At 59.9% G+C, this 17,211-nt stretch carries 20 protein-coding genes; 3 read left to right on the forward strand and 17 right to left on the reverse strand.

Annotated features, from left to right (window positions below; genetic code table 11):
- The first annotated feature begins 8 nt into the window (after positions 1-8).
- From mpl to Q0Y02_RS15305, 3 genes are read left to right on the forward strand one after another with little or no spacing between them, the layout of a single operon-like run.
- Complete coding sequence (mpl, locus tag Q0Y02_RS15295; protein ID WP_297770364.1) at positions 9-1,361, forward strand: UDP-N-acetylmuramate:L-alanyl-gamma-D-glutamyl-meso-diaminopimelate ligase; 1,353 nt, start codon at positions 9-11, stop codon at positions 1,359-1,361.
- A 35-nt stretch (positions 1,362-1,396) separates the two neighbouring features.
- A complete protein-coding gene (locus Q0Y02_RS15300; RefSeq protein ID WP_297770366.1) occupies positions 1,397-1,855 on the forward strand; it encodes a DUF2214 family protein in 459 nt (152 codons plus the stop codon).
- Positions 1,852-2,454: a flavin prenyltransferase UbiX gene (locus Q0Y02_RS15305; protein WP_297770369.1), complete on the forward strand. Its 603-nt coding sequence runs from the start codon at positions 1,852-1,854 to the stop codon at positions 2,452-2,454. The genes Q0Y02_RS15300 and Q0Y02_RS15305 overlap by 4 nt, the downstream gene beginning before the upstream one ends.
- Before the next feature lie 181 nt (positions 2,455-2,635).
- On the opposite strand, the gene Q0Y02_RS15310 is transcribed toward Q0Y02_RS15305, so the two are convergent.
- The 17 genes from Q0Y02_RS15310 to mltB all read right to left on the reverse strand — a co-directional run bounded on the left by Q0Y02_RS15310 (position 2,636) and on the right by mltB (position 17,133).
- Positions 2,636-3,355 carry a divalent cation transporter gene (locus tag Q0Y02_RS15310; protein ID WP_297770372.1) on the reverse strand — a complete coding sequence of 240 codons (720 nt, stop codon included), beginning with the start codon at positions 3,353-3,355 and terminating at the stop codon, positions 2,636-2,638.
- A 114-nt stretch (positions 3,356-3,469) separates the two neighbouring features.
- A complete protein-coding gene (locus tag Q0Y02_RS15315; protein WP_297770375.1) occupies positions 3,470-4,204 on the reverse strand; it encodes an energy transducer TonB in 735 nt (244 codons plus the stop codon).
- Complete coding sequence (locus Q0Y02_RS15320; protein ID WP_297770839.1) at positions 4,201-4,611, reverse strand: biopolymer transporter ExbD; 411 nt, start codon at positions 4,609-4,611, stop codon at positions 4,201-4,203. Before Q0Y02_RS15320 ends, Q0Y02_RS15315 begins: the two co-directional genes overlap by 4 nt.
- Positions 4,611-4,991, reverse strand: coding sequence for a biopolymer transporter ExbD (locus Q0Y02_RS15325; protein WP_035250138.1), 381 nt, complete (start codon positions 4,989-4,991; stop codon positions 4,611-4,613). Before Q0Y02_RS15325 ends, Q0Y02_RS15320 begins: the two co-directional genes overlap by 1 nt.
- Positions 4,981-5,652, reverse strand: coding sequence for a MotA/TolQ/ExbB proton channel family protein (locus Q0Y02_RS15330; RefSeq protein ID WP_272974393.1), 672 nt, complete (start codon positions 5,650-5,652; stop codon positions 4,981-4,983). The genes Q0Y02_RS15325 and Q0Y02_RS15330 overlap by 11 nt, the downstream gene beginning before the upstream one ends.
- Positions 5,653-6,026: 374 nt before the next feature.
- Entirely contained in the window at positions 6,027-6,464 is a 438-nt protein-coding gene (locus Q0Y02_RS15335; protein WP_297770380.1) for a copper resistance protein NlpE, read from the reverse strand.
- A 331-nt stretch (positions 6,465-6,795) separates the two neighbouring features.
- On the reverse strand, positions 6,796-7,461 hold the full coding sequence (locus tag Q0Y02_RS15340; RefSeq protein ID WP_297770383.1) for a class I SAM-dependent methyltransferase: 666 nt from the start codon (positions 7,459-7,461) through the stop codon (positions 6,796-6,798).
- A gap of 8 nt (positions 7,462-7,469) precedes the next feature.
- Positions 7,470-8,138 carry a glutathione S-transferase gene (locus Q0Y02_RS15345; RefSeq protein WP_297770385.1) on the reverse strand — a complete coding sequence of 223 codons (669 nt, stop codon included), beginning with the start codon at positions 8,136-8,138 and terminating at the stop codon, positions 7,470-7,472.
- Positions 8,139-8,289: 151 nt separating this feature from the next.
- Entirely contained in the window at positions 8,290-9,798 is a 1,509-nt protein-coding gene (dacB, locus tag Q0Y02_RS15350) for a D-alanyl-D-alanine carboxypeptidase/D-alanyl-D-alanine-endopeptidase (protein WP_297770387.1), read from the reverse strand.
- 149 nt (positions 9,799-9,947) lie between these two features.
- Positions 9,948-10,928, reverse strand: a complete 981-nt coding sequence (gene lipA, locus Q0Y02_RS15355; protein ID WP_297770390.1) for a lipoyl synthase — start codon at positions 10,926-10,928, stop codon at positions 9,948-9,950.
- A gap of 16 nt (positions 10,929-10,944) precedes the next feature.
- Positions 10,945-11,634 (reverse strand): lipoyl(octanoyl) transferase LipB, encoded by a 690-nt coding sequence (lipB, locus tag Q0Y02_RS15360; protein WP_297770393.1) that lies wholly within the window; start codon positions 11,632-11,634, stop codon positions 10,945-10,947.
- A gap of 487 nt (positions 11,635-12,121) precedes the next feature.
- Complete coding sequence (locus tag Q0Y02_RS15365; RefSeq protein WP_297770397.1) at positions 12,122-12,424, reverse strand: hypothetical protein; 303 nt, start codon at positions 12,422-12,424, stop codon at positions 12,122-12,124.
- A 232-nt stretch (positions 12,425-12,656) separates the two neighbouring features.
- On the reverse strand, positions 12,657-12,926 hold the full coding sequence (locus tag Q0Y02_RS15370) for a DUF493 domain-containing protein (RefSeq protein ID WP_297770400.1): 270 nt from the start codon (positions 12,924-12,926) through the stop codon (positions 12,657-12,659).
- A 3-nt stretch (positions 12,927-12,929) separates the two neighbouring features.
- On the reverse strand, positions 12,930-13,802 hold the full coding sequence (locus Q0Y02_RS15375; RefSeq protein WP_297770403.1) for a D-amino acid aminotransferase: 873 nt from the start codon (positions 13,800-13,802) through the stop codon (positions 12,930-12,932).
- Positions 13,803-13,872: 70 nt separating this feature from the next.
- Positions 13,873-15,033: a D-alanyl-D-alanine carboxypeptidase family protein gene (locus tag Q0Y02_RS15380; protein ID WP_297770406.1), complete on the reverse strand. Its 1,161-nt coding sequence runs from the start codon at positions 15,031-15,033 to the stop codon at positions 13,873-13,875.
- A gap of 184 nt (positions 15,034-15,217) precedes the next feature.
- Positions 15,218-16,090 carry a septal ring lytic transglycosylase RlpA family protein gene (locus tag Q0Y02_RS15385; protein WP_297770408.1) on the reverse strand — a complete coding sequence of 291 codons (873 nt, stop codon included), beginning with the start codon at positions 16,088-16,090 and terminating at the stop codon, positions 15,218-15,220.
- Positions 16,087-17,133, reverse strand: coding sequence for a lytic murein transglycosylase B (gene mltB, locus Q0Y02_RS15390; protein WP_297770411.1), 1,047 nt, complete (start codon positions 17,131-17,133; stop codon positions 16,087-16,089). The genes Q0Y02_RS15385 and mltB overlap by 4 nt, the downstream gene beginning before the upstream one ends.
- Positions 17,134-17,211: the final 78 nt, after the last annotated feature.

Consider the following 17,211-nt stretch of genomic DNA (forward strand, 5'->3'; position numbering starts at 1 on the left):
TTATTCCCATGCATATCCATATCCTCGGCATCTGCGGCACCTTCATGGGGTCATTGGCACAACTGGCCAAGGCTCAGGGCCATCGTGTTACCGGTAGTGACCAGAACGTCTATCCGCCCATGAGCGACCAACTGCAAGCGGCGGGCATCGAACTGACCCAGGGCTATGATCCGGGGCAACTGGAACCAGCGCCGGATCTGGTGGTGGTTGGCAATGCCCTGAGCCGGGGAAATCCAGCAGTGGAAGCCGTGCTGGATCGGGGCCTGCCCTATACCTCTGGTGCCCAGTTGCTGGAGGATGTGATTCTGCCTGGGCGTTGGGTGCTGGCGGTGGCCGGCACCCACGGCAAGACCACCACCAGCTCCATGCTGGCGTGGATTCTGGAACACGCCGGGCTCAGCCCCAGTTATCTGATTGGCGGTGTGCCGGGCAATTTTGGTGTGTCTGCTCGACTCGGTGAGACGCCGTTTTTTGTGGTGGAAGCGGACGAATACGACACCGCCTTCTTCGACAAGCGAAGCAAGTTTGTTCACTACCGCCCGCGCACCGTCATTCTCAATAACCTGGAATTCGACCACGCGGACATCTTTGCCGACCTGGCTGCCATCCAGACCCAGTTCCATCACCTGATTCGTACTGTGCCCGCCACCGGGCGGCTGATTCTCCCCCACGGTGAAACCGCCCTGGAAGAGACACTGGAAAAAGGCTGCTGGAGCGAAATTGAACGCTTCGGCGAAAACGAGCAGCTGGGCTATCGGCTGGATAACGCGGATGGGTCTGCCTTTACCGTTCTGGAAAATGGCGAACCGGTGGCCCAGGTACGCTGGGACCAGACCGGTCAGCATAGTGTCAACAATGGCATGGCCGCGTTGCTGGCGGCCCGCCATGTGGGTGTCACTCTGGCGGATGGTGCCGCTGCCCTGTGCGAGTTTCTGGGCGTGAAACGGCGTATGGAATTGCGTGGGGAAGTGGATGGTGTGCGCGTGTACGACGACTTTGCCCATCACCCCACGGCCATTGCCACCACCCTGGATGGCCTGCGTCGCAAGGTGGGCGATGGGAAAATTCTCGCGGTGATCGAACCCCGTTCCAACACCATGCGTATGGGTAGCCATAAGGAGGCGCTGGCGGCCAGCACCGGGGCGGCGGATGAGGTAGTCTGGTATCAGCCGCCGGGGCTGGACTGGTCGCTAGAGCCGGTGGTCAGCGAATCGCCGGTACCGGCATCGGTGAGCAATGACATTGACGACATCATTGCCCGGGTGGTGGCACGCAAAGGCGAACCACTGAGCGTGGTGGTGATGAGTAACGGCGGCTTTGGCGGCATTCATCAGAAGCTGCTGGATGCGCTGGCGGATTAACCGCGATTTCTGCGGGTTTTTGCGAGGAGACTGTCATGTTCTGGTCCGTGTTCTGGGCATCGGTGCATTACCTCAGCATGCTGATGCTGTTTGGTTTTCTCTACGGGGAGCTGTTGCTGTGGCGGACCGGTATTTCCGAACGCAATGTGCGCACTCTGCTATGGCTGGATATCGGTTATGGCCTGTCCGCATTGATGGTTCTGGTAAGCGGTATTGCGCGGGCTGGCTGGACGGAAAAAGGCTGGGATTTTTATCTGTCCAGCCCCTGGTTTCATGGCAAGGTGACCCTGTTTATTCTGATCGCGCTGTTGAGTCTGTATCCCACCAAGGTCCTGTTGGGCTGGCGAAAAACCGTGAAGGCCGGACATGTCCCCGAGATTGATGCCACGCTGCAACGTAATCTGCGCGGTGTGTTGGTAGCCGAACTCCACCTGGTGGTACTGATGCCAATTCTCGCGGCGTTGATGGCCCGTGGTGTAGGAATGGGTGTATGAGCAAACGAATAACCCTGGCTTTTACCGGCGCCTCAGGGGCGCCCTATGGACTGCGCCTGCTGCAGTGCCTTCTGCAAGCGGATTGCGAAGTGTTCGTGATTCTCTCCAAGGCGGCGCGGGTGGTGATCGGCATGGAAACCGAGCTGAAGCTGCCGGCCGGCACCGGTAAGGCCGAACAGGCCCTGCGCGACTGGGTGCAGACTGGCCGTGGCACCCTGGTAGTGTGCGGGCTGGAGCAGTGGACCGCTGCGGTGGCATCCGGCAGTGGTGCACCTGCCGCCATGGTGGTGTGCCCGTGCTCCACTGGCACCCTGTCCGCCATCGCCTGTGGCGCCAGTGACAATCTGATCGAGCGGGCGGCGGACGTGGCCATCAAGGAAGGGCGCAAGCTGATTCTAGTGCCCCGGGAAGCGCCGTTCTCCCCCCTTCATCTTGAGAACATGCTCAAGCTGTCCCGCCTGGGCGTGACCATCATGCCCGCAGCGCCGGGCTTCTATCACCAGCCGCAGACGGTACAGGATCTGGTGGATTTCATCGTCGCCCGGTTGCTGGATCATCTGGGGGTAGAACAGACGCTGGTAAAGCGCTGGGGGGAGTAACCCTCCGCACCGATGAATGCCCCTGTAGGAGCTATGCTTGCATGGCGAACGGTAACGTTCACAGTCTGCCAGCCAGTTTTCTGGAACCTGTCGATCACTGAAAGTCCTGATCACCCTGCGGGCGATTTCCGCGCAAGCGCGGTTCGCCATGCAAGCATAGCTCCTACAGCGCCGTTACCCCTCAATGCACCAGAAGATGCCCCACCAACCCCAGCGCAAAGCCGGCCACTGCGCCCTGGGCGGGCGCCCAGTGTTTCTTCAGGGGCACCTGTGGGGCGATGTCCTGGAACACCAGATAGAGAATCCCGCCGCTGGCAAACAGCATGATGCCGCCCAGAATCAGGGGGCTATCCACCAGCACCAGAAAACCGAGGGCGGCGCTGGCCGGGCCGAGCAAGGCCAGGGCGGCGAACGCCAGGATGATCTTGCCAGAAGAGAGAGTGTTGCTCTTGCTGTTGCGGATTTCCCGGTAGGCGTTAAAGCCTTCCGGCAGGTTCTGCATGCCGATCAGGAATGCCAGCAGGTAAGCCTGGCCGCCACCCACTGCCAGTGCTGCCCCCAGGGCGATGGCTTCCGGGATAAAGTCCAGCAGCATGGCCAGCAGTTGGGACATGGCACTGCCATGGGCCGCCAGGGCTCGATCCACCACCATGAAAGCAACGCCGCCGCCAACAAACAGCAGGGTGGCGGATAGGGGGTTATGGTGCTGGGCGCCTTCCGGCACCAGCACCAGGGCCACCGCCGCCAGCAGGGCGCCGCCGCCGAAGGCGATAACCGTATGGCGGACTTCCTGTTCCAGCCAGCCCCGGGCGATGTGTTGTTTGACGCCGATAAGGGCGCCGATGGCCATGCTCAGGCCAGCGGCCAGACTGAGCAGTAACGCGAGGCTCAGAGGGCTCATGGGGGGAATCCTTTCTGTAGAAGTGGGGCAGGAAAGGGAGGCCTGCCATTGGTTCAACCTGATCCGTGTGGCAATCACCGGTCAGGTTGAACATAAGGGCTGGCAGAGCAGGGATCAACTATTGCTGAGGTCGTAATCCACTGGGGCGAGGATTTCCACCGGGATGCTGTCCAGATTTTTGGGTGGGGCATCAAAGCGCAGACGGGAGACAAGCTCCTGGGTCGCCCGATCCAGGATACGACTGCCGGAGCTTTCTACCACGGCCACTTTTTCCGCCCGCCCGGCGGCGTTGATCCAGAACGACACTTTTACCGTGCCCTCCTGGCGACGCATGCGGGCGCGGTGCGGATACTGCTTGTTGTAGTCGATGGTATCGCGAACCTTGGCCAGGTACTTGTTCAGGGCGTTTTCCGTGTCTCCGGATTGATGCACCCCTTCGCCCGGATCACCGGCCATGCCCTTGGCGCCTACGGGCTGCGTTTGGCTGGCGGCCTGCTCACTCTCGGTGTCTTCCTGGGTGTCCTGTTCCTCTACGACGTCGCTCTTGGCCACCACAGGCTCGGGCTCGGGCTCCGGCTTTGGCTCCGGTTTGGGTTTCGCCACCGGTTTCGGTTTTGGCTTCACCTTGGGCTTGGGTTTCGGCTCGGGTTTGGGGGCCGGATCCGGTTTCGCCGGAGCGGGCGGCGCAGCAGGCTTTTCCGCTGGCGGCGCAGACAGGTTCACTACCATTTCGGTGACGCCGGGTTTACTCGGGCGTCCGCCGGCCAGGGTCAGTGCGCCTACGGTGACCAGCACGCTGGCATGAATCAGGGCAGAGGCGACCCAGGCAAACAGGGTACGGGATGTCATTGGCCTCCCCCGTCATTACGGGTCACCAGGCGCACCTGTTCCACGCCCAGGCCCTGCAGGGTTTCCAGACGTTTGCGAAGGGTGGTCATGGTGACACCGGCATCCGCTTGCAGACGCACTTGCGCACCCTCCTGGCGTTCACTCAGGTACTCCTGCAGGGTGGCTTTGGTGAGTGCGGTGTCGTTATCTTCGGCGAACCACTGGCCATCCTGCTGCAACACCAGCAGCAGTTTGTCACGGGCTTCGGGGCCATTGGCGCTCTGGCTCAGTGGGGTATCCACAGACACGGTGGGGCTCTTGGCCAGCTGGCCGGCCAGCATGAAGAAGATCAACAGCAGAAACACCACATTGATCAGCGGCAGCACCGGTTCCAGCGGCGGGCGACGGGAAGAGGTTTCCATGATCATCACGGCAACAGCTCCAGTTGTACGTCCTTGACGCCGGCGGCCTTGATGGCGTCCACGGCGGCCAGGGCCTGCTGCAGGGTGGCGTCGGCGCTGACGGTGACCCACACCTTGCTTTTCTGGGTGTCGAGTCGATCGGCTACCGCATCAGGGGTAAAGCTGACACCGTTCAGGTTCAGGTCGCCATCGGCTTCCACTTCGATCACCAGCCACTTGTCATCGGGTTTGTTGATGCTGTCTGCGGGCTGTACGTTCACCGGCAGGTCGTAGAACTGCCCGAAGCGGGTGGCCAGCATAAAGAACACCAACAGAATAAATACTACATCAATCAGTGGTGTCAGGCTGATAAAGGGCGTGCGGTGACGCTCCGGTTCAATATGCATGCGCCACCGATGGGTCGCGGTCCTCTTCCAGGGGCTCGGATTCCGCGTGATTGTTGCGCAGTACCTTGAGACGGGACAGACGGTCCTGCATTTTCTCCCGGCACAGTTCAAGACTGCGATCCGCCCAATGGAAGGCGGCCAGCGTGGGAATGGCTACGGTCAGACCGGCAGCGGTGGTCAGCAGGGCTTCCCAGATACCGCCAGAGAGGATAGAGGGGTCGACCTGAGAACCGGCGGTTTCCAGGGCCTGGAAGGCGCCGATCATGCCGAATACGGTGCCCAGAAGGCCGAGCAGGGGTGCCACGGCGCTGATCACTTCGAGGATACGCAGGCCCCCGCGCAGGTTATCCAGTGAGCTGCGTGCCAGGCGCAGGCTTTCTTCCTGCCAGGCGGCTTCTTCCAGCTTGCTGTTCTGCCAGCATTGCCATACCACCTGGTCGATGGGGCTGGTCAGTTTGCCGGGTTTGCCGGGCTGCTGACCCTTGGCCAGGGCGTCCAGCAGACGGTCTGCCTGACGAGCACTGCCTGGGCGGACGCGGGCGAATTGCAGAATCTTGGAGATCAGAGTGGCCAGGGCAATGACGGACATGAAGGCGAGGACCCACATGGTGGCGCCGCCGCTGACAAACCAGTCGGGCAGGTGCAGGGAAATCGGGGGCATGGAAACACTCCTGCTGCGGGCGAATCAGTTGAAGGCCCGGTCATTAATACAAAAAAGCGTGCGTAGAGTCTGGCACGCGGTTGTGGCATCCCGGTGACTGAGAAAGGAACCGGGAAACACAGACTTGTGGCCCTCAGCGCGAAGGCCCGAATTCGGTTCGCAATAATAGGTTCATAGGCTTCTTAATGCAAGTCATTCCTATTTGCGGTCTATTCACGGTAATGGCCCTGCGCACTAGCGAACAGTGGGTTTTGGTTACTGGGGGTAAGGGTAATTACAAGGGCAGAAAGCAGGTGTGGTGGGGCAGGATATTGGTTGGCAGGCGGGTAGCGCTTGCCCGGCATGGCAGAGGGCGCCGAAGCGCCCTCGCAGGCTTACTTGAGCAGCAAGCGATAGTTCATGTTGGATTCGATGCGGTTACCGCTCTGGTCCAGTTGTTCAATGGCGTTGACGGCATCCTTGATGTACTGGCGATCGGCATCCGGGTCGTCAGGATTGATCGTGTAGACGTCGTATTCCATGTTGCCTTGCAGGCGCTTTTCGGATTCCCAGCTGCCTCGCTCCGAGGCGCTCAGCTCCACCTTGGATCCGCTCAGGTATTCTTCGCGCAGTTCAAAGCGGGAGGGGTTGTCGTACTGATCCCGATACAGCGTCAGGGTGGTGCGGATACCTGAGCAGTCAGCGCAGGGCAGCATGCCGCTGTAAATGATTTTCTGGGCAGTGGGGTTAATGGGTTCTTCCGGTTGCTGGCTCTGGCAGCCGGTAACGAGGACGGCACTACCCAAGATGGCGGCGGCGAGATAAGTTTTCATGTCGTTTACTCCCTGACAGCTCCTGTAAAGATACTGCTTAGAATAAAGATTTTGTGTTTGGTTCGCCGTTTTAACAGTTTTTGATAATTCTATCGTGTGTTTGCGCGTTGTTCTGTAGACAGGATGCTCTCGGCGCCAGCCGCTGAAGAGAGACTGTGACGAGCGTCGATCCGGCGAAAAACCCACTGCATGATTGCAAGAAAGAAAACAAACACAATCAGGAAATAAAGAAGAATCATGCCTCATCCACCCTGTTTTTGTTGTGCCAACAGGCTAGGGCTGGATCCTGGTTTCAACCAGCAACACTTTGTTATCAGTTGTTGGTTTACTGTTATTGATGGTCGGCGACAGCGTGAAAGATCACCGATACCGGCAGCTTTTGTTGCGGGTCCAGGGGTTCTTCCAGGTTGACCCGGTAGCCCGCGCGCTGAAACAGGGCGAGCCAGTTTTCCAGAGTCCGAAAATACCAGGGTGGAGCTGCACCGAAATCGCTGCCGGACCCGGGCCAGCGGGTTTCCCGCCAGCCACTCCGGTAGTCCCCATCACAGGCCATCAACGGGTGCAGGGTTTGTACCAGTAGCACCCCGCTGGGGGTCAATCGTGTCTTCAGGGTGGCAAGCAACTGCTCCACGGATCGTTCGCCGAACAGGGAGAAGTTGCAGACAACCACACCGAAGGATTCGGTGAGGCCGGTGTCCAGTTCGCTGAATGACAGACAGCGGTAATCCCCGTCCGGGTGTTGCTGGCGGGCGCTGTCCACCAGTGAGGGGACGGCATCAATGCCGGTGGTGTGAATGCCCCGGGCGGCCAGGCGGCGGCAAAGCCAGCCTTCGCCGCACCCCACATCCAGAACCCGGTCTGTCTGCCGGGCGATGATGGCCCGTTCAATGGCCGGATCGCTGGTGCGGCGGCTGGCAATGCCCTGTTGCTGTATCAGACGAATCCAGGGCAGGGCATTGTCATGCCAGCTGGCAAGGATGCGTTGTTCCGGTGTCATGGTGCCTGTTAGCGCATTGGGGTCAGTGGGCCTGCCCGTTCCACGGCGCGCTGGTAGGCGGGGCGAGCCTCCATCTGTTGCAGAAAACGCTGTATGGCGGGTAATTGGCTGAGGTCTGCACGGGCGGAGGCCGCCTGCAGCGGGAAGCTCATGATGATATCCGCTGCGCTGGGGGTGTCGCCGGTAAACCAGCTCTGGGTGCCCAGGTGTGCCTCGATAATGGCCAGCTGGGTTTCCAGTTGCGGGTCGATAAAGGTGCCGATGACCTTGCCGCTGATGCCCTTGGCAACCGGGCGGGCGATAAAGGGCATGGGCGATTTGGGAATGCGGCTGAATATCAGCTTCATCACCAGCAGGGGCATCAGCGAGCCTTCTGCATAGTGTAGCCAGTATCGCTCCTGCACCCAGCGTGGATCGTCGGCGCTGATTTTCCAGCTGTCGTTGCCGTATCGCTGTATCAGATATTCGATGATGGCGCCGGACTCAGGCACGGTGATGTCACCGTCGGTGATCACCGGGGATTTGCCCAGGGGATGCACTTGTTTGAGTTCCGGCGGTGCCAGCATGGTTTTGCTGTCGCGGGCGTAGTGGCGAATTTCGTAGTCCAGCCCCAATTCTTCCAGTAGCCAGACGATGCGCAGGGAGCGGGAATTTTCCAGGTGGTGAAGGGTGATCATGGGCTGCCTCGCTAATACGATGTTGCCGGGCAGCATAGCAGACTTGGAAAGAAAGGAGCGTTTGGTGCCGTAGCCCGAGCGTCTGGCTGAAAACGTGCGCAGGGTGCGGTTTCGTGTTCATTGCACCCTGGACAGATTATAGGGGGATATTTTAATGCCCGGCTGTATCGATACTGGGTGGGCGTGCTGCCAGATGCACCTGTTCGATCACCGAGTCGAGAATGGTTTCCGTACGCCAGGCCTGACTGTGGTTGACCATGGCTACCACAGCCCAGGTGGTGTTGTTTTCGTCACGGGTGAAGCCGGCAATGGAGCGAACATCCCTGAGCGATCCGGTTTTTATATGGCCCATGCCGGCCATGCCCGCCTTGCCAAGCCGGCGGCGCATGGTGCCATCCATAGCCACCAGCGGCAGGGATGCAATCAGCTCGGCGGCAAAGCGGCTTTCCCAGGCTTGCTGCAACAGGCTGGCCATCTGACGTGCGGAAATGCGTTCTATCCGGGAAAGGCCGGAACCGTTTTCGAAAACGATACCCTGGCTGTTGATCCCCTTGGTTTCCAGCCACTCCCGGATGGTTCTTTCCGCTGCGGCCAGATCATCCCGGTCGCCGGGTTGGCGGTGTTTGGCGCCCAGGCTGAGGAACAACTGACGCACCATCACGTTATTGCTCCACTTGTTGATGTCGCGAACCATGGTCACCAGGTCCCGTGAGGACGTGGTGGCCAGCAGTTCTGTGCTGGTGTCGCGGGGGCGCAGGCCCTGGCGGATCTGACCGGTGAGAGTGCCACCCAGCTGCTGCCACAGGCTGGTGAGCAGGGCGCCGGTGTAGTCGCCCTGATCCATGACAGACAGGTAGCTGCTGGTGGAGCAGCCCTTGGGCAGAACGCCGGTGAGCGTGATGCGGGTATGGCCGCTATCGGTAATCGTCGGTTGGTAGTCAAACTGGTAGCGGCGCGGGCAGTGACCATAGTCCTTGAAGACCATACGGTTATCGATGTCCACACCGTTGAGGGAGGGTTCGGTCCAGGTATGAATGCCACGCTCATCGGCCCGGGATCGGATACGCAGTACGTTCAGGTTAGTGAGCAGGGCATGGGGCTCCACCAGAAATGGCGCGTTGGGGTTGTCGCCGTCGTCGTCGAAATCGGGGATGCCGTTAGGTAAATTGAAGGCGCTGGCATCCAGCACCAAGTCCCCCTGGATGTGGGCAATGCCCATGGCGCGCAACTCGCGCATCAGCAGCCAGAGTCGCTCTTCAGTCAGTTTCGGGTCGCCACTGCCAACAAAGTAAAGATTGCCGTGCAAGGTGCTGCCACTGATCTTGCCATCAGTGTACAGGCGGGTATGCCACTGGTAGGTGGGGCCGAGCAGTTCCAGCGCCGCATAGGTGGTCACTACCTTCATGATCGAGCCGGGATTGAAAGGCATATCCGCATTCAGGAAGCGGGCTTCCCCAGGGCCGTTCAGGGGGATGGCGGTGACTGCCAGATGCTCGTCGGCCAGTTTCAGGTTTCTGGCGGCCTCCAGTACCGGCGCCAGCAAGGGCGTGGGCGCACCGGCATGGAGCGGCGTGACGGCCACGGCACCCAGCAGGATGAGGCATGACAGAGCGGGGAAGAACTGGAGAAAGCGCGCCCTGGAGGCAACTGGGTGAGACATTAGCGGACCTGGCCACGCAGTGGCAGAAAGTAGAACAATACGAAAAATAATTGCGTCTAGACTAAACCAAAGCCGTGGCCGGGTCAGTGGGGAGAGCAGCGATGAAATGTAAATTTCATCGCCTGTTGCGTACTCGTGATGGTGAGGGATCAGCCGGGCTTATGCATGCCGACATCAATACCCTTGTGTTGCAGGTCCGCATGGTAGGAGCTGCGCACCATGGGGCCGGAGGCTACGGAGCGAAAACCCAGCTCGTTGGCGACACGGGCATAGTCGCGGAATTCGTCCGGGTGGACGAAACGGTCCACCGGAGCATGGTGTTTGCTGGGCTGCAGGTACTGGCCGATGGTCAGCATGTCCACATCGTGGGCGCGCAGGTCCTTGATGGTGTTGATGACCTGCTCGTAGGTCTCGCCCAGGCCCACCATGATGCCGCTTTTGGTACTCACGTCCGGGCGCCGTGCCTTGTAGCGCTGCAGCAGGTCCAGCGAATGCTGGTAGCGGGCGCCGGGGCGGATGTGTTTGTACAACTCCGGAACGGTCTCGATGTTGTGGTTGAACACGTCCGGGGCAGTCTCCACCAGAATATCCACGGCAGTATCCAGGCAGGGACGGAAATCCGGGGTGAGGATTTCGATCTTGGTCTGCGGGGTGCGGGCGCGAACCTGGCGAATGCATTCGGCAAAGTGCTCGGCGCCACCGTCGGCCAGGTCGTCCCGGTCCACGGAGGTAATCACCACATACTTGAGGCCAAGGTTGTCCACGGATTCTGCCAGATGCAGCGGCTCTTCCGGGTCCAGCGTGTTGGGGCGGCCGAAGCCCACATCACAGAAAGCGCAACGACGGGTACAGATGTCACCCATGATCATGAAGGTGGCGGTGCCGCCACCGAAACACTCTGGCAGGTTGGGACAGGCGGCTTCCTCGCAGACCGTATGCAGCTTCTGTTCGCGCAGCATCGACTTGATGCGCTGGATTTCGCCGTTGGCGGGAACGCGTACGCGAATCCAGTCCGGTTTACGCTGGTAGCCGGTCTCATCATTGACCATGGGAATGGTGCGTACCTTGTCCGCGCCACGCAGCTTGTCGCCGATCTGAACCTTGCGCTTGGCCTGTGCCTGCTCGCTCATGGGGTGTCCGTTACTGTCAGGGTGCCGGGCTGTGTTGGGCCGGCGGAAATTCGGAAATGTCATTGTACCAGTCGGGCGCGGGCGCTGTCCGTGGCATCAGGCCCAGACGTTTGGCTAATAACGTCACCAGTTGCTGTTCCATGGTGTGGCGATCCAGCACCACGCCCTGCTCGCTGAGGGTGGTCATGGGTTGGCCCACATGGCCGCAGGGGTTGATGCGCTGCCAGGGTGACAGATCCATGTCCCGGTTGATGGCCAGGCCATGGTAGCTGGCTCCCCGGCGGATGCGCAGCCCCAGAGAGGCGATCTTGGCACCGTTGACGTAGACACCGGGAGCATCGTCCCGGTTCGCGGCGTTGATGCCGTGGCTGGCAAGAAAATCGATGATGCCCTGTTCGATGGCGCTGACCAGCCCCCGACTACCGAGCCCCAGGCGTTTGATGTCCAGCATCAGGTAGACCACCGTCTGCCCGGGGCCGTGGTAGGTCACCTGTCCGCCCCGGTCGCTGTTGACCACCGGGATATCCCCGGCATTGAGCACATGTTCCGGCTTGCCGGCCTGACCCAGGGTGAACACGGGGGGATGTTCGAGCACCCAGAGCTCGTCGGCAGTGTCGACGGTACGGCCATCGGTCAGCGTGCGCATGGCCTGCCAGCAGGGTGTGTAATCCACCCGGGGGAAATAGCGAATCAAGGCGTCGTTCATGGGGGAAGTATAAAGGCAGCTACAAGCTACAAGCTACGCTTGTTGGATAGGGAAAGGCCTGAACCTCGGCATTTCTGCGAAGCCGCTGTAGGAACGGAGCGTAGCGGAGTAACGCACGTAGTTCCGTGCGGCCCGAAGGGTGAGCGCAGCGAATAACACCTCTTGAGGTGCGAACCGCGCTTGCGCGGAAATCGACCGGAGGGCGATCAGGAATTTCAGAGCTCGGCAGGTTTCAGAAAAGAATGGAGTAACCCGTGTCTCTCTTGCCTCGCTGCGCTCGGTTCGTCCCTCAAGAGGAACTCCTACAGATGGCTTTCATGCTGGCAGTGCGGTGTCCTGTGGGAATTCATGAGGCACAGGAGCTTCTTCGCGTTGCAGCTTGACGCTTGTCGCTTGTCGCTTGAAGCTAACATAAAAAAAGCCCGGCAAAGCCGGGCTTAAGGCAGACCCCTTACGGGGTAACAACGATCGAACCAGAATAACTAGCCTATATCAGGCGATTCCCTGTCCTCTGGTTTACCAGATGCAGATTCAGTTCCTGAACACTGATGCCGAACTCGATACCGTCCTGGTCCTGCTCGCGGAGTTTGATGGTTTCAAAGGCGTCGAAATGAACGGGGGTGCCATGCACGCTTTGCTGGATGTGCGGGCTGCGCGGCATGGTCGGAATAATGTCCGCAGAATTGGGCATGGTGGAGGTATGGACAACCTGGGAGGTGTGGCTCGGTAGATCAGCTGCGACCAGAATAAGCAAGCAACTGCACAAGCACAGCAAGGTCAGCATTTTCATTTTTGTGATCCCGTTACGTTCTTCTTATAAGAATCACGATACGGGCACGCAGGTGCCAAACCAATGGTGGCTTGGTGAGGCTTGCGTGTCGGGCTGTGACCGAGGGTTAATTTGTGTAATGAGGACGATGGCCAGTCACAGGTAAAAAGGAGCGAGAAGCGAGTAGCGGGTGACAGGTAACGCCGTCATGGCTTGCACCCGCTCTTTCAGGAATGGCTATCGTTTGCCGGAATCAGAGGCTCATCTTCACATGGGGGCACTCATTGAGCGCTTTATAAATCGCTTCCACCTGTTCGCGGTTGCGCATGGTCACCTGGGCGGTGATCGAGACAAAGTTGCCTTTACTGCTGGGTTTGCTCGCCAGATGTTTGTCGGCGTCAAAATCCTCCAGATGCATTTCGAGAATCTCGATCACTGCGGTTTCCAGCGGTGAGTCCGTCAGGCCCATGACCTTGAGCTGCATGTCGTGGGGAAATTCCCAGAGGTGTTCCTGAATCGCCATTGGTTACTCCTGCTCCAGGCCGCACAGGCGGCGTTTGAAATCCACATAGTGGCGGGCCACTGTTTTCCACATGGCGCCAGGCTTGCCATCGCCAACCGCCGCCTCGTTCAGTTGTGTGATCGGTACGACTTCCCGGGTGGAGCTGGTAATCCAGATCTCATCCGCCTGACGCAGTTCTGCCTCGGTGATTTCCCTTTCCGCGAAGGGCAGGGCATGTTGTCCGCACAATTCTACTATCAGGTCGCGGGTGATGCCGCCCAGAATGGCATGATTTTTTGGTGGGGTAACGATCACACCGTCGTGCACGATGAAGACATTGCTGGCGGAGCCTTCGGTGACGAAACCATCGTGCAGCAGAATGGCTTCCATGGCGCCGGCCGACACGGCCTGTTGACGCAGCAGGCTGTTGGGCAACAGCGAGATGGATTTGATGTCACAGCGGGCCCAACGGGTGTCATCCCGGGTGATTGCCTTGCCCCCGCTGGCGGTGTCCGGGCTGTCGGCGGCGGGCACGGCAATGGGACTGGTCATCATGAAAACGGTGGGGGCAACAGGCGGCTCGGGAAAGGCATGATCGCGTTTTGTGGCGGCGCCCCGAGTGATCTGTAGATACACAGACAGGTTGCCGCCGCCATTGCGTGCAATCAGTTCCTCGCACAGAACCTGCCACTGCTGGCGGTCATGGGGATTACTGATTTCCACTTCCCGCAAGGAGCGTTCCAGGCGTTCCAGGTGTTCGTCAAAACGGAACAGTACGCTGTTGTAGGCCGGAACCACTTCGTAAATGCCGTCCGCAAACAAAAAGCCCCGATCCATTGGGGAGATCCGTGCCTCTTCCAGCGCCATGAAAGCGCCATTGAGATAGACCTGGGACATGTCGTTTCCTTTGACGAGTCTGACACCCGGCGCCGCCAGCGGGGTGTCAGGCGTCGAGCGTCAGGCGTGCTTAAAACAACCCCTTGAAGAACAGCAGAACATGATGCCAGAGCTTGGTAAAGATGCCGGCTTCTTCGATGTTCTCCAGGGCCACCAGCGGCTTCTCCATCAGTACATCATTGTTCTGGCGTACCGTCACGGTGCCGTACTGCTGACCTTGCGCGATGGGGGCTTTCAGTTGCGGGTTCACGGTGATTTCCGCTTTCAGACTTTCATGGCTGTCACGGGGAATGGTCAGAACCAGGTCTTCGGCCAGGCCCAGGCGCAGCTGTTTGCTCTCGCCCATCCAGACATCCACGGTGTCGAGGATGTCTCCGGCACTGTAGGCCTTGTAGGTCTCAAAGAAGCGGAAACCGTAGGTGAGCAGTTTCTGGGATTCCCGTGCGCGGGCGGATTCGGAGTCGGTGCCCATGACCACGGTAATCAGACGCATGCCGTCTTTCTTGGCGGAAGACACCAGGCAATAACCGGCTTCCTCGGTATGGCCGGTTTTCAGGCCGTCCACACTGGGGTCACGCCATAGCAGCAGGTTACGGTTCTGCTGGGTGATCCCGTTGTAGGTATATTCCTTTTCCGCGTAGATGTCGTAGTGTTCGGGAAAGTCGCGAGTAATGGCGCGAGCCAGAAGGGCCATGTCGCGGGCGGTGGTGTAATGGTTCTCGGCGGGCCAGCCGGTGGAATTGACGAAGTGGCTGTCATTCATACCCAGGCGACGGGCGTGCTGGTTCATCAGATCGGCGAAGGCATCCTCTGAGCCGGCGATGAACTCCGCCATGGCCACGCTGGCATCGTTGCCGGACTGGATAATGATGCCGCGCAGCAGCTCGCCTACGGACACCCGGGTGCCTTCGCGGACAAACATCCGGGAGCCGCCCATTTTCCAGGCCTGCACGCTGATGGGCGCCATATCCTGTTCGGAAATGTTGCCTTTCTGCAGTTCTGCTTCGGCAATATAGGCGGTCATCATCTTGGTCAGACTGGCCGGGGGCAGGCGCTGGTCGGCATTGTGCTCGACGATGATGTTGCCACTGGCGGCATCCATCAGCAGATAGCCACGGGCATCAATCTGCGGTGCGCGAGGCACGGTGTTTGCCTGAGCCTGCACGGAAATCAGGGTGCCGATGAGGGCAAATACGATAAAGAAGGTGGAGCGAAACGACTGGGGGCGCATGGATTTCCTGCCTGTTGTGTCCTTGTCGGCCTGAAAATTCAGGGATTTGTGAGTCGGGGGGAAGCCCTGAGCGTCTTAGACAGAGATAAGGGCAAAAAGTCCCCTGACATCACGGGATGGCTGCATTCTAGAGGAGCGCAACCGAGCTGTTAACCGGAGGAACGGCTTAGTTTGCGTAAACCGATCAGGGCGTGACCGGCACGGGCCGCTCAAAACCGGCGTCGGCCATGCTCTGGCGCACCTGTTGGCGCTGCTGATCGTCTGCATAGGGGCCGATCCAGACCCGGTGTAGCTCGTTGATTGAGCGAATTTCACTGCCTAGCCCCAACTGTTCAAGCAGGGTCTGCTGCATCCGCTCGGCGGCAGCACGGTCCTGAAAGGCCCCCGCTTGCAGAAATAGCCGGGTAGTACTGGCGGCGTTCGGAGGCGGGCTGTCCACGGCGGCGCGGACCGCGGTGGGAACCTTGCTGGAGGGTGTGTTGGGGGCCGGTGTGGCACTGATGGTCTCCACCCTGACTCGGCCGGTGCCGGCGTCTTCTATGCCCAGCCGCACGGCCGCCGCCCAGGACAGATCGATGATGCGATCTTCATGGAAGGGGCCTCGATCGTTGATCCGGACCACCAGGCTTTTGCCGTTATCCAGGTTTGTGACGCGGGCATAGGTGGGTAGCGGCAGGCTGCGATGGGCGGCGGTGAACCGGTACATGTCGAAAGATTCCCCGCTGGAGGTGCGGTGTCCATGGAATTTTTGTCCATACCAGGAGGCCAGACCTTCCGCGTGGTACCCCTCGGCGCTGGGCAGTACCCGATAGGTCTTGCCCCAGACACTGTAGGTGTCCGGGTTGCCGTAACGGCTGCGTGGCTCGTCCCTGGGTACCGGTTCCGGCAGTTGCGAGATGTCGCGCCGTTCTTCGGGCGGGGTGTCCTGGGCCATGCTGTAACGGTCCGAGCCCGGCGCACCGTTATTAACCGGGCCTCCGGACGAGGATGGCCCGGGGCTGGTGGCGCAGGCGCCCAGCAGGGCGCAGGTGGCTACGGCACAAGCCAGTCGCATCATTGTGGGCTCTCCAGGGCTGCCGCGATGTCTCGGGACAGTTGTAGCACGGCCATGGCATACAGGCGACTGTGGTTATAGCGGGTAATCACATAGAAATTATCAGTGGCCAGCCAGAACTCGGTGCCCTGCAGGCCCTCCAGGTCCAACAGGGCGACGCGGGTGTCTCCTGGCAGATCAAAACAGTATTCGCTGATCACGCCACTGCCCTGACAGCTGATTGCCGTCACACCCGCCTGGCCAGCGCGGTCCAGATTGAAGGAGGGCTTGTAGCCTTTTTTCGCCAGTGGCTGATAACCGTTCCCTTCCACCCGGGCGCGGGCGGCCACGGGGTGACCCGGCTGCCAGCGATGCTCATGGAAATAGTTGGCCACCGAGCCGATAGCATCCACCGGGTTGTTGACCAGATCGGTGATCCCGTCATTGTCGAAATCTACCGCATAGGCCTGGTAGCTGGTGGGAATGAACTGTCCGTAACCCATGGCGCCAGCATAGGAGCCGGTAATGGTGTCGGCGTCGATATGGGCCTGCTGTTCCAGTTCGAACAGGGCTTTCAGCTGCTTGCGGAAGAAGCTGGCCCGGGGCGGATAGTCAAACCCCAGGGTGGCCAGGGCGTCGACAACACGATAGGTGCCCATGTGCTGACCGTAGCGGGTTTCCACCCCGATGATGGCGAGAATAATTTCCCGGGGGACGCCGTAGGTTTGTTCTGCACGGGCCAGGGTGTCTGCGTGCTGGCGGGAAAATTCCACCGCCTTTTGCACGCGGCTCTCTTGCAGAAAGATTTTCTGATAGGTGGCCCAGGTATGGGTTCTTTCTGCCGGGCGAGCGATGGATTCCAGGATCTTGGGCTGGCACTGGGCGCTGCCCAGCACCTGGCGGATGCGCGCTTCATCGCCACCCTCGGAAACCAGCTCGCGGATCATGGTCTTGGCCAGATCTCGCTGCAGGTAATCATTGTTTTCCGGGCAGGTGTGCTCTGCCAGGGCTGGCAGGGACGTGAATGACAGTGCTGCGGCCAGAATGGCCTGGTAGGAACGACGCAAAGGGTGATCTCCTGTTTTCATTATTCCCATAGACCGTGTCAGAGCGGTTTGGTGCCCGGCTGAATGCAAAAGGCGAGA

The sequence above is a fragment of the uncultured Alcanivorax sp. genome (assembly GCF_947258575.1).
Lineage (GTDB): Bacteria > Pseudomonadota > Gammaproteobacteria > Pseudomonadales > Alcanivoracaceae > Alcanivorax.

Excerpts from the sequence above, each read along its gene's own strand:
- mpl (WP_297770364.1), top strand. The coding sequence starts at position 9 with ATGCATATCCATATCCTCGGCATCTGCGGCACCTTCATGGGGTCATTG.
- Q0Y02_RS15300 (WP_297770366.1), top strand. The coding sequence starts at position 1,397 with ATGTTCTGGTCCGTGTTCTGGGCATCGGTGCATTACCTCAGCATGCTG.
- Q0Y02_RS15305 (WP_297770369.1), top strand. The coding sequence starts at position 1,852 with ATGAGCAAACGAATAACCCTGGCTTTTACCGGCGCCTCAGGGGCGCCC.
- Q0Y02_RS15310 (WP_297770372.1), bottom strand. The coding sequence starts at position 3,355 with ATGAGCCCTCTGAGCCTCGCGTTACTGCTCAGTCTGGCCGCTGGCCTG.
- Q0Y02_RS15315 (WP_297770375.1), bottom strand. The coding sequence starts at position 4,204 with ATGACATCCCGTACCCTGTTTGCCTGGGTCGCCTCTGCCCTGATTCAT.
- Q0Y02_RS15320 (WP_297770839.1), bottom strand. The coding sequence starts at position 4,611 with ATGATCATGGAAACCTCTTCCCGTCGCCCGCCGCTGGAACCGGTGCTG.
- Q0Y02_RS15325 (WP_035250138.1), bottom strand. The coding sequence starts at position 4,991 with ATGCATATTGAACCGGAGCGTCACCGCACGCCCTTTATCAGCCTGACA.
- Q0Y02_RS15330 (WP_272974393.1), bottom strand. The coding sequence starts at position 5,652 with ATGCCCCCGATTTCCCTGCACCTGCCCGACTGGTTTGTCAGCGGCGGC.
- Q0Y02_RS15335 (WP_297770380.1), bottom strand. The coding sequence starts at position 6,464 with ATGAAAACTTATCTCGCCGCCGCCATCTTGGGTAGTGCCGTCCTCGTT.
- Q0Y02_RS15340 (WP_297770383.1), bottom strand. The coding sequence starts at position 7,461 with ATGACACCGGAACAACGCATCCTTGCCAGCTGGCATGACAATGCCCTG.
- Q0Y02_RS15345 (WP_297770385.1), bottom strand. The coding sequence starts at position 8,138 with ATGATCACCCTTCACCACCTGGAAAATTCCCGCTCCCTGCGCATCGTC.
- dacB (WP_297770387.1), bottom strand. The coding sequence starts at position 9,798 with ATGTCTCACCCAGTTGCCTCCAGGGCGCGCTTTCTCCAGTTCTTCCCC.
- lipA (WP_297770390.1), bottom strand. The coding sequence starts at position 10,928 with ATGAGCGAGCAGGCACAGGCCAAGCGCAAGGTTCAGATCGGCGACAAG.
- lipB (WP_297770393.1), bottom strand. The coding sequence starts at position 11,634 with ATGAACGACGCCTTGATTCGCTATTTCCCCCGGGTGGATTACACACCC.
- Q0Y02_RS15365 (WP_297770397.1), bottom strand. The coding sequence starts at position 12,424 with ATGAAAATGCTGACCTTGCTGTGCTTGTGCAGTTGCTTGCTTATTCTG.
- Q0Y02_RS15370 (WP_297770400.1), bottom strand. The coding sequence starts at position 12,926 with ATGGCGATTCAGGAACACCTCTGGGAATTTCCCCACGACATGCAGCTC.
- Q0Y02_RS15375 (WP_297770403.1), bottom strand. The coding sequence starts at position 13,802 with ATGTCCCAGGTCTATCTCAATGGCGCTTTCATGGCGCTGGAAGAGGCA.
- Q0Y02_RS15380 (WP_297770406.1), bottom strand. The coding sequence starts at position 15,033 with ATGCGCCCCCAGTCGTTTCGCTCCACCTTCTTTATCGTATTTGCCCTC.
- Q0Y02_RS15385 (WP_297770408.1), bottom strand. The coding sequence starts at position 16,090 with ATGATGCGACTGGCTTGTGCCGTAGCCACCTGCGCCCTGCTGGGCGCC.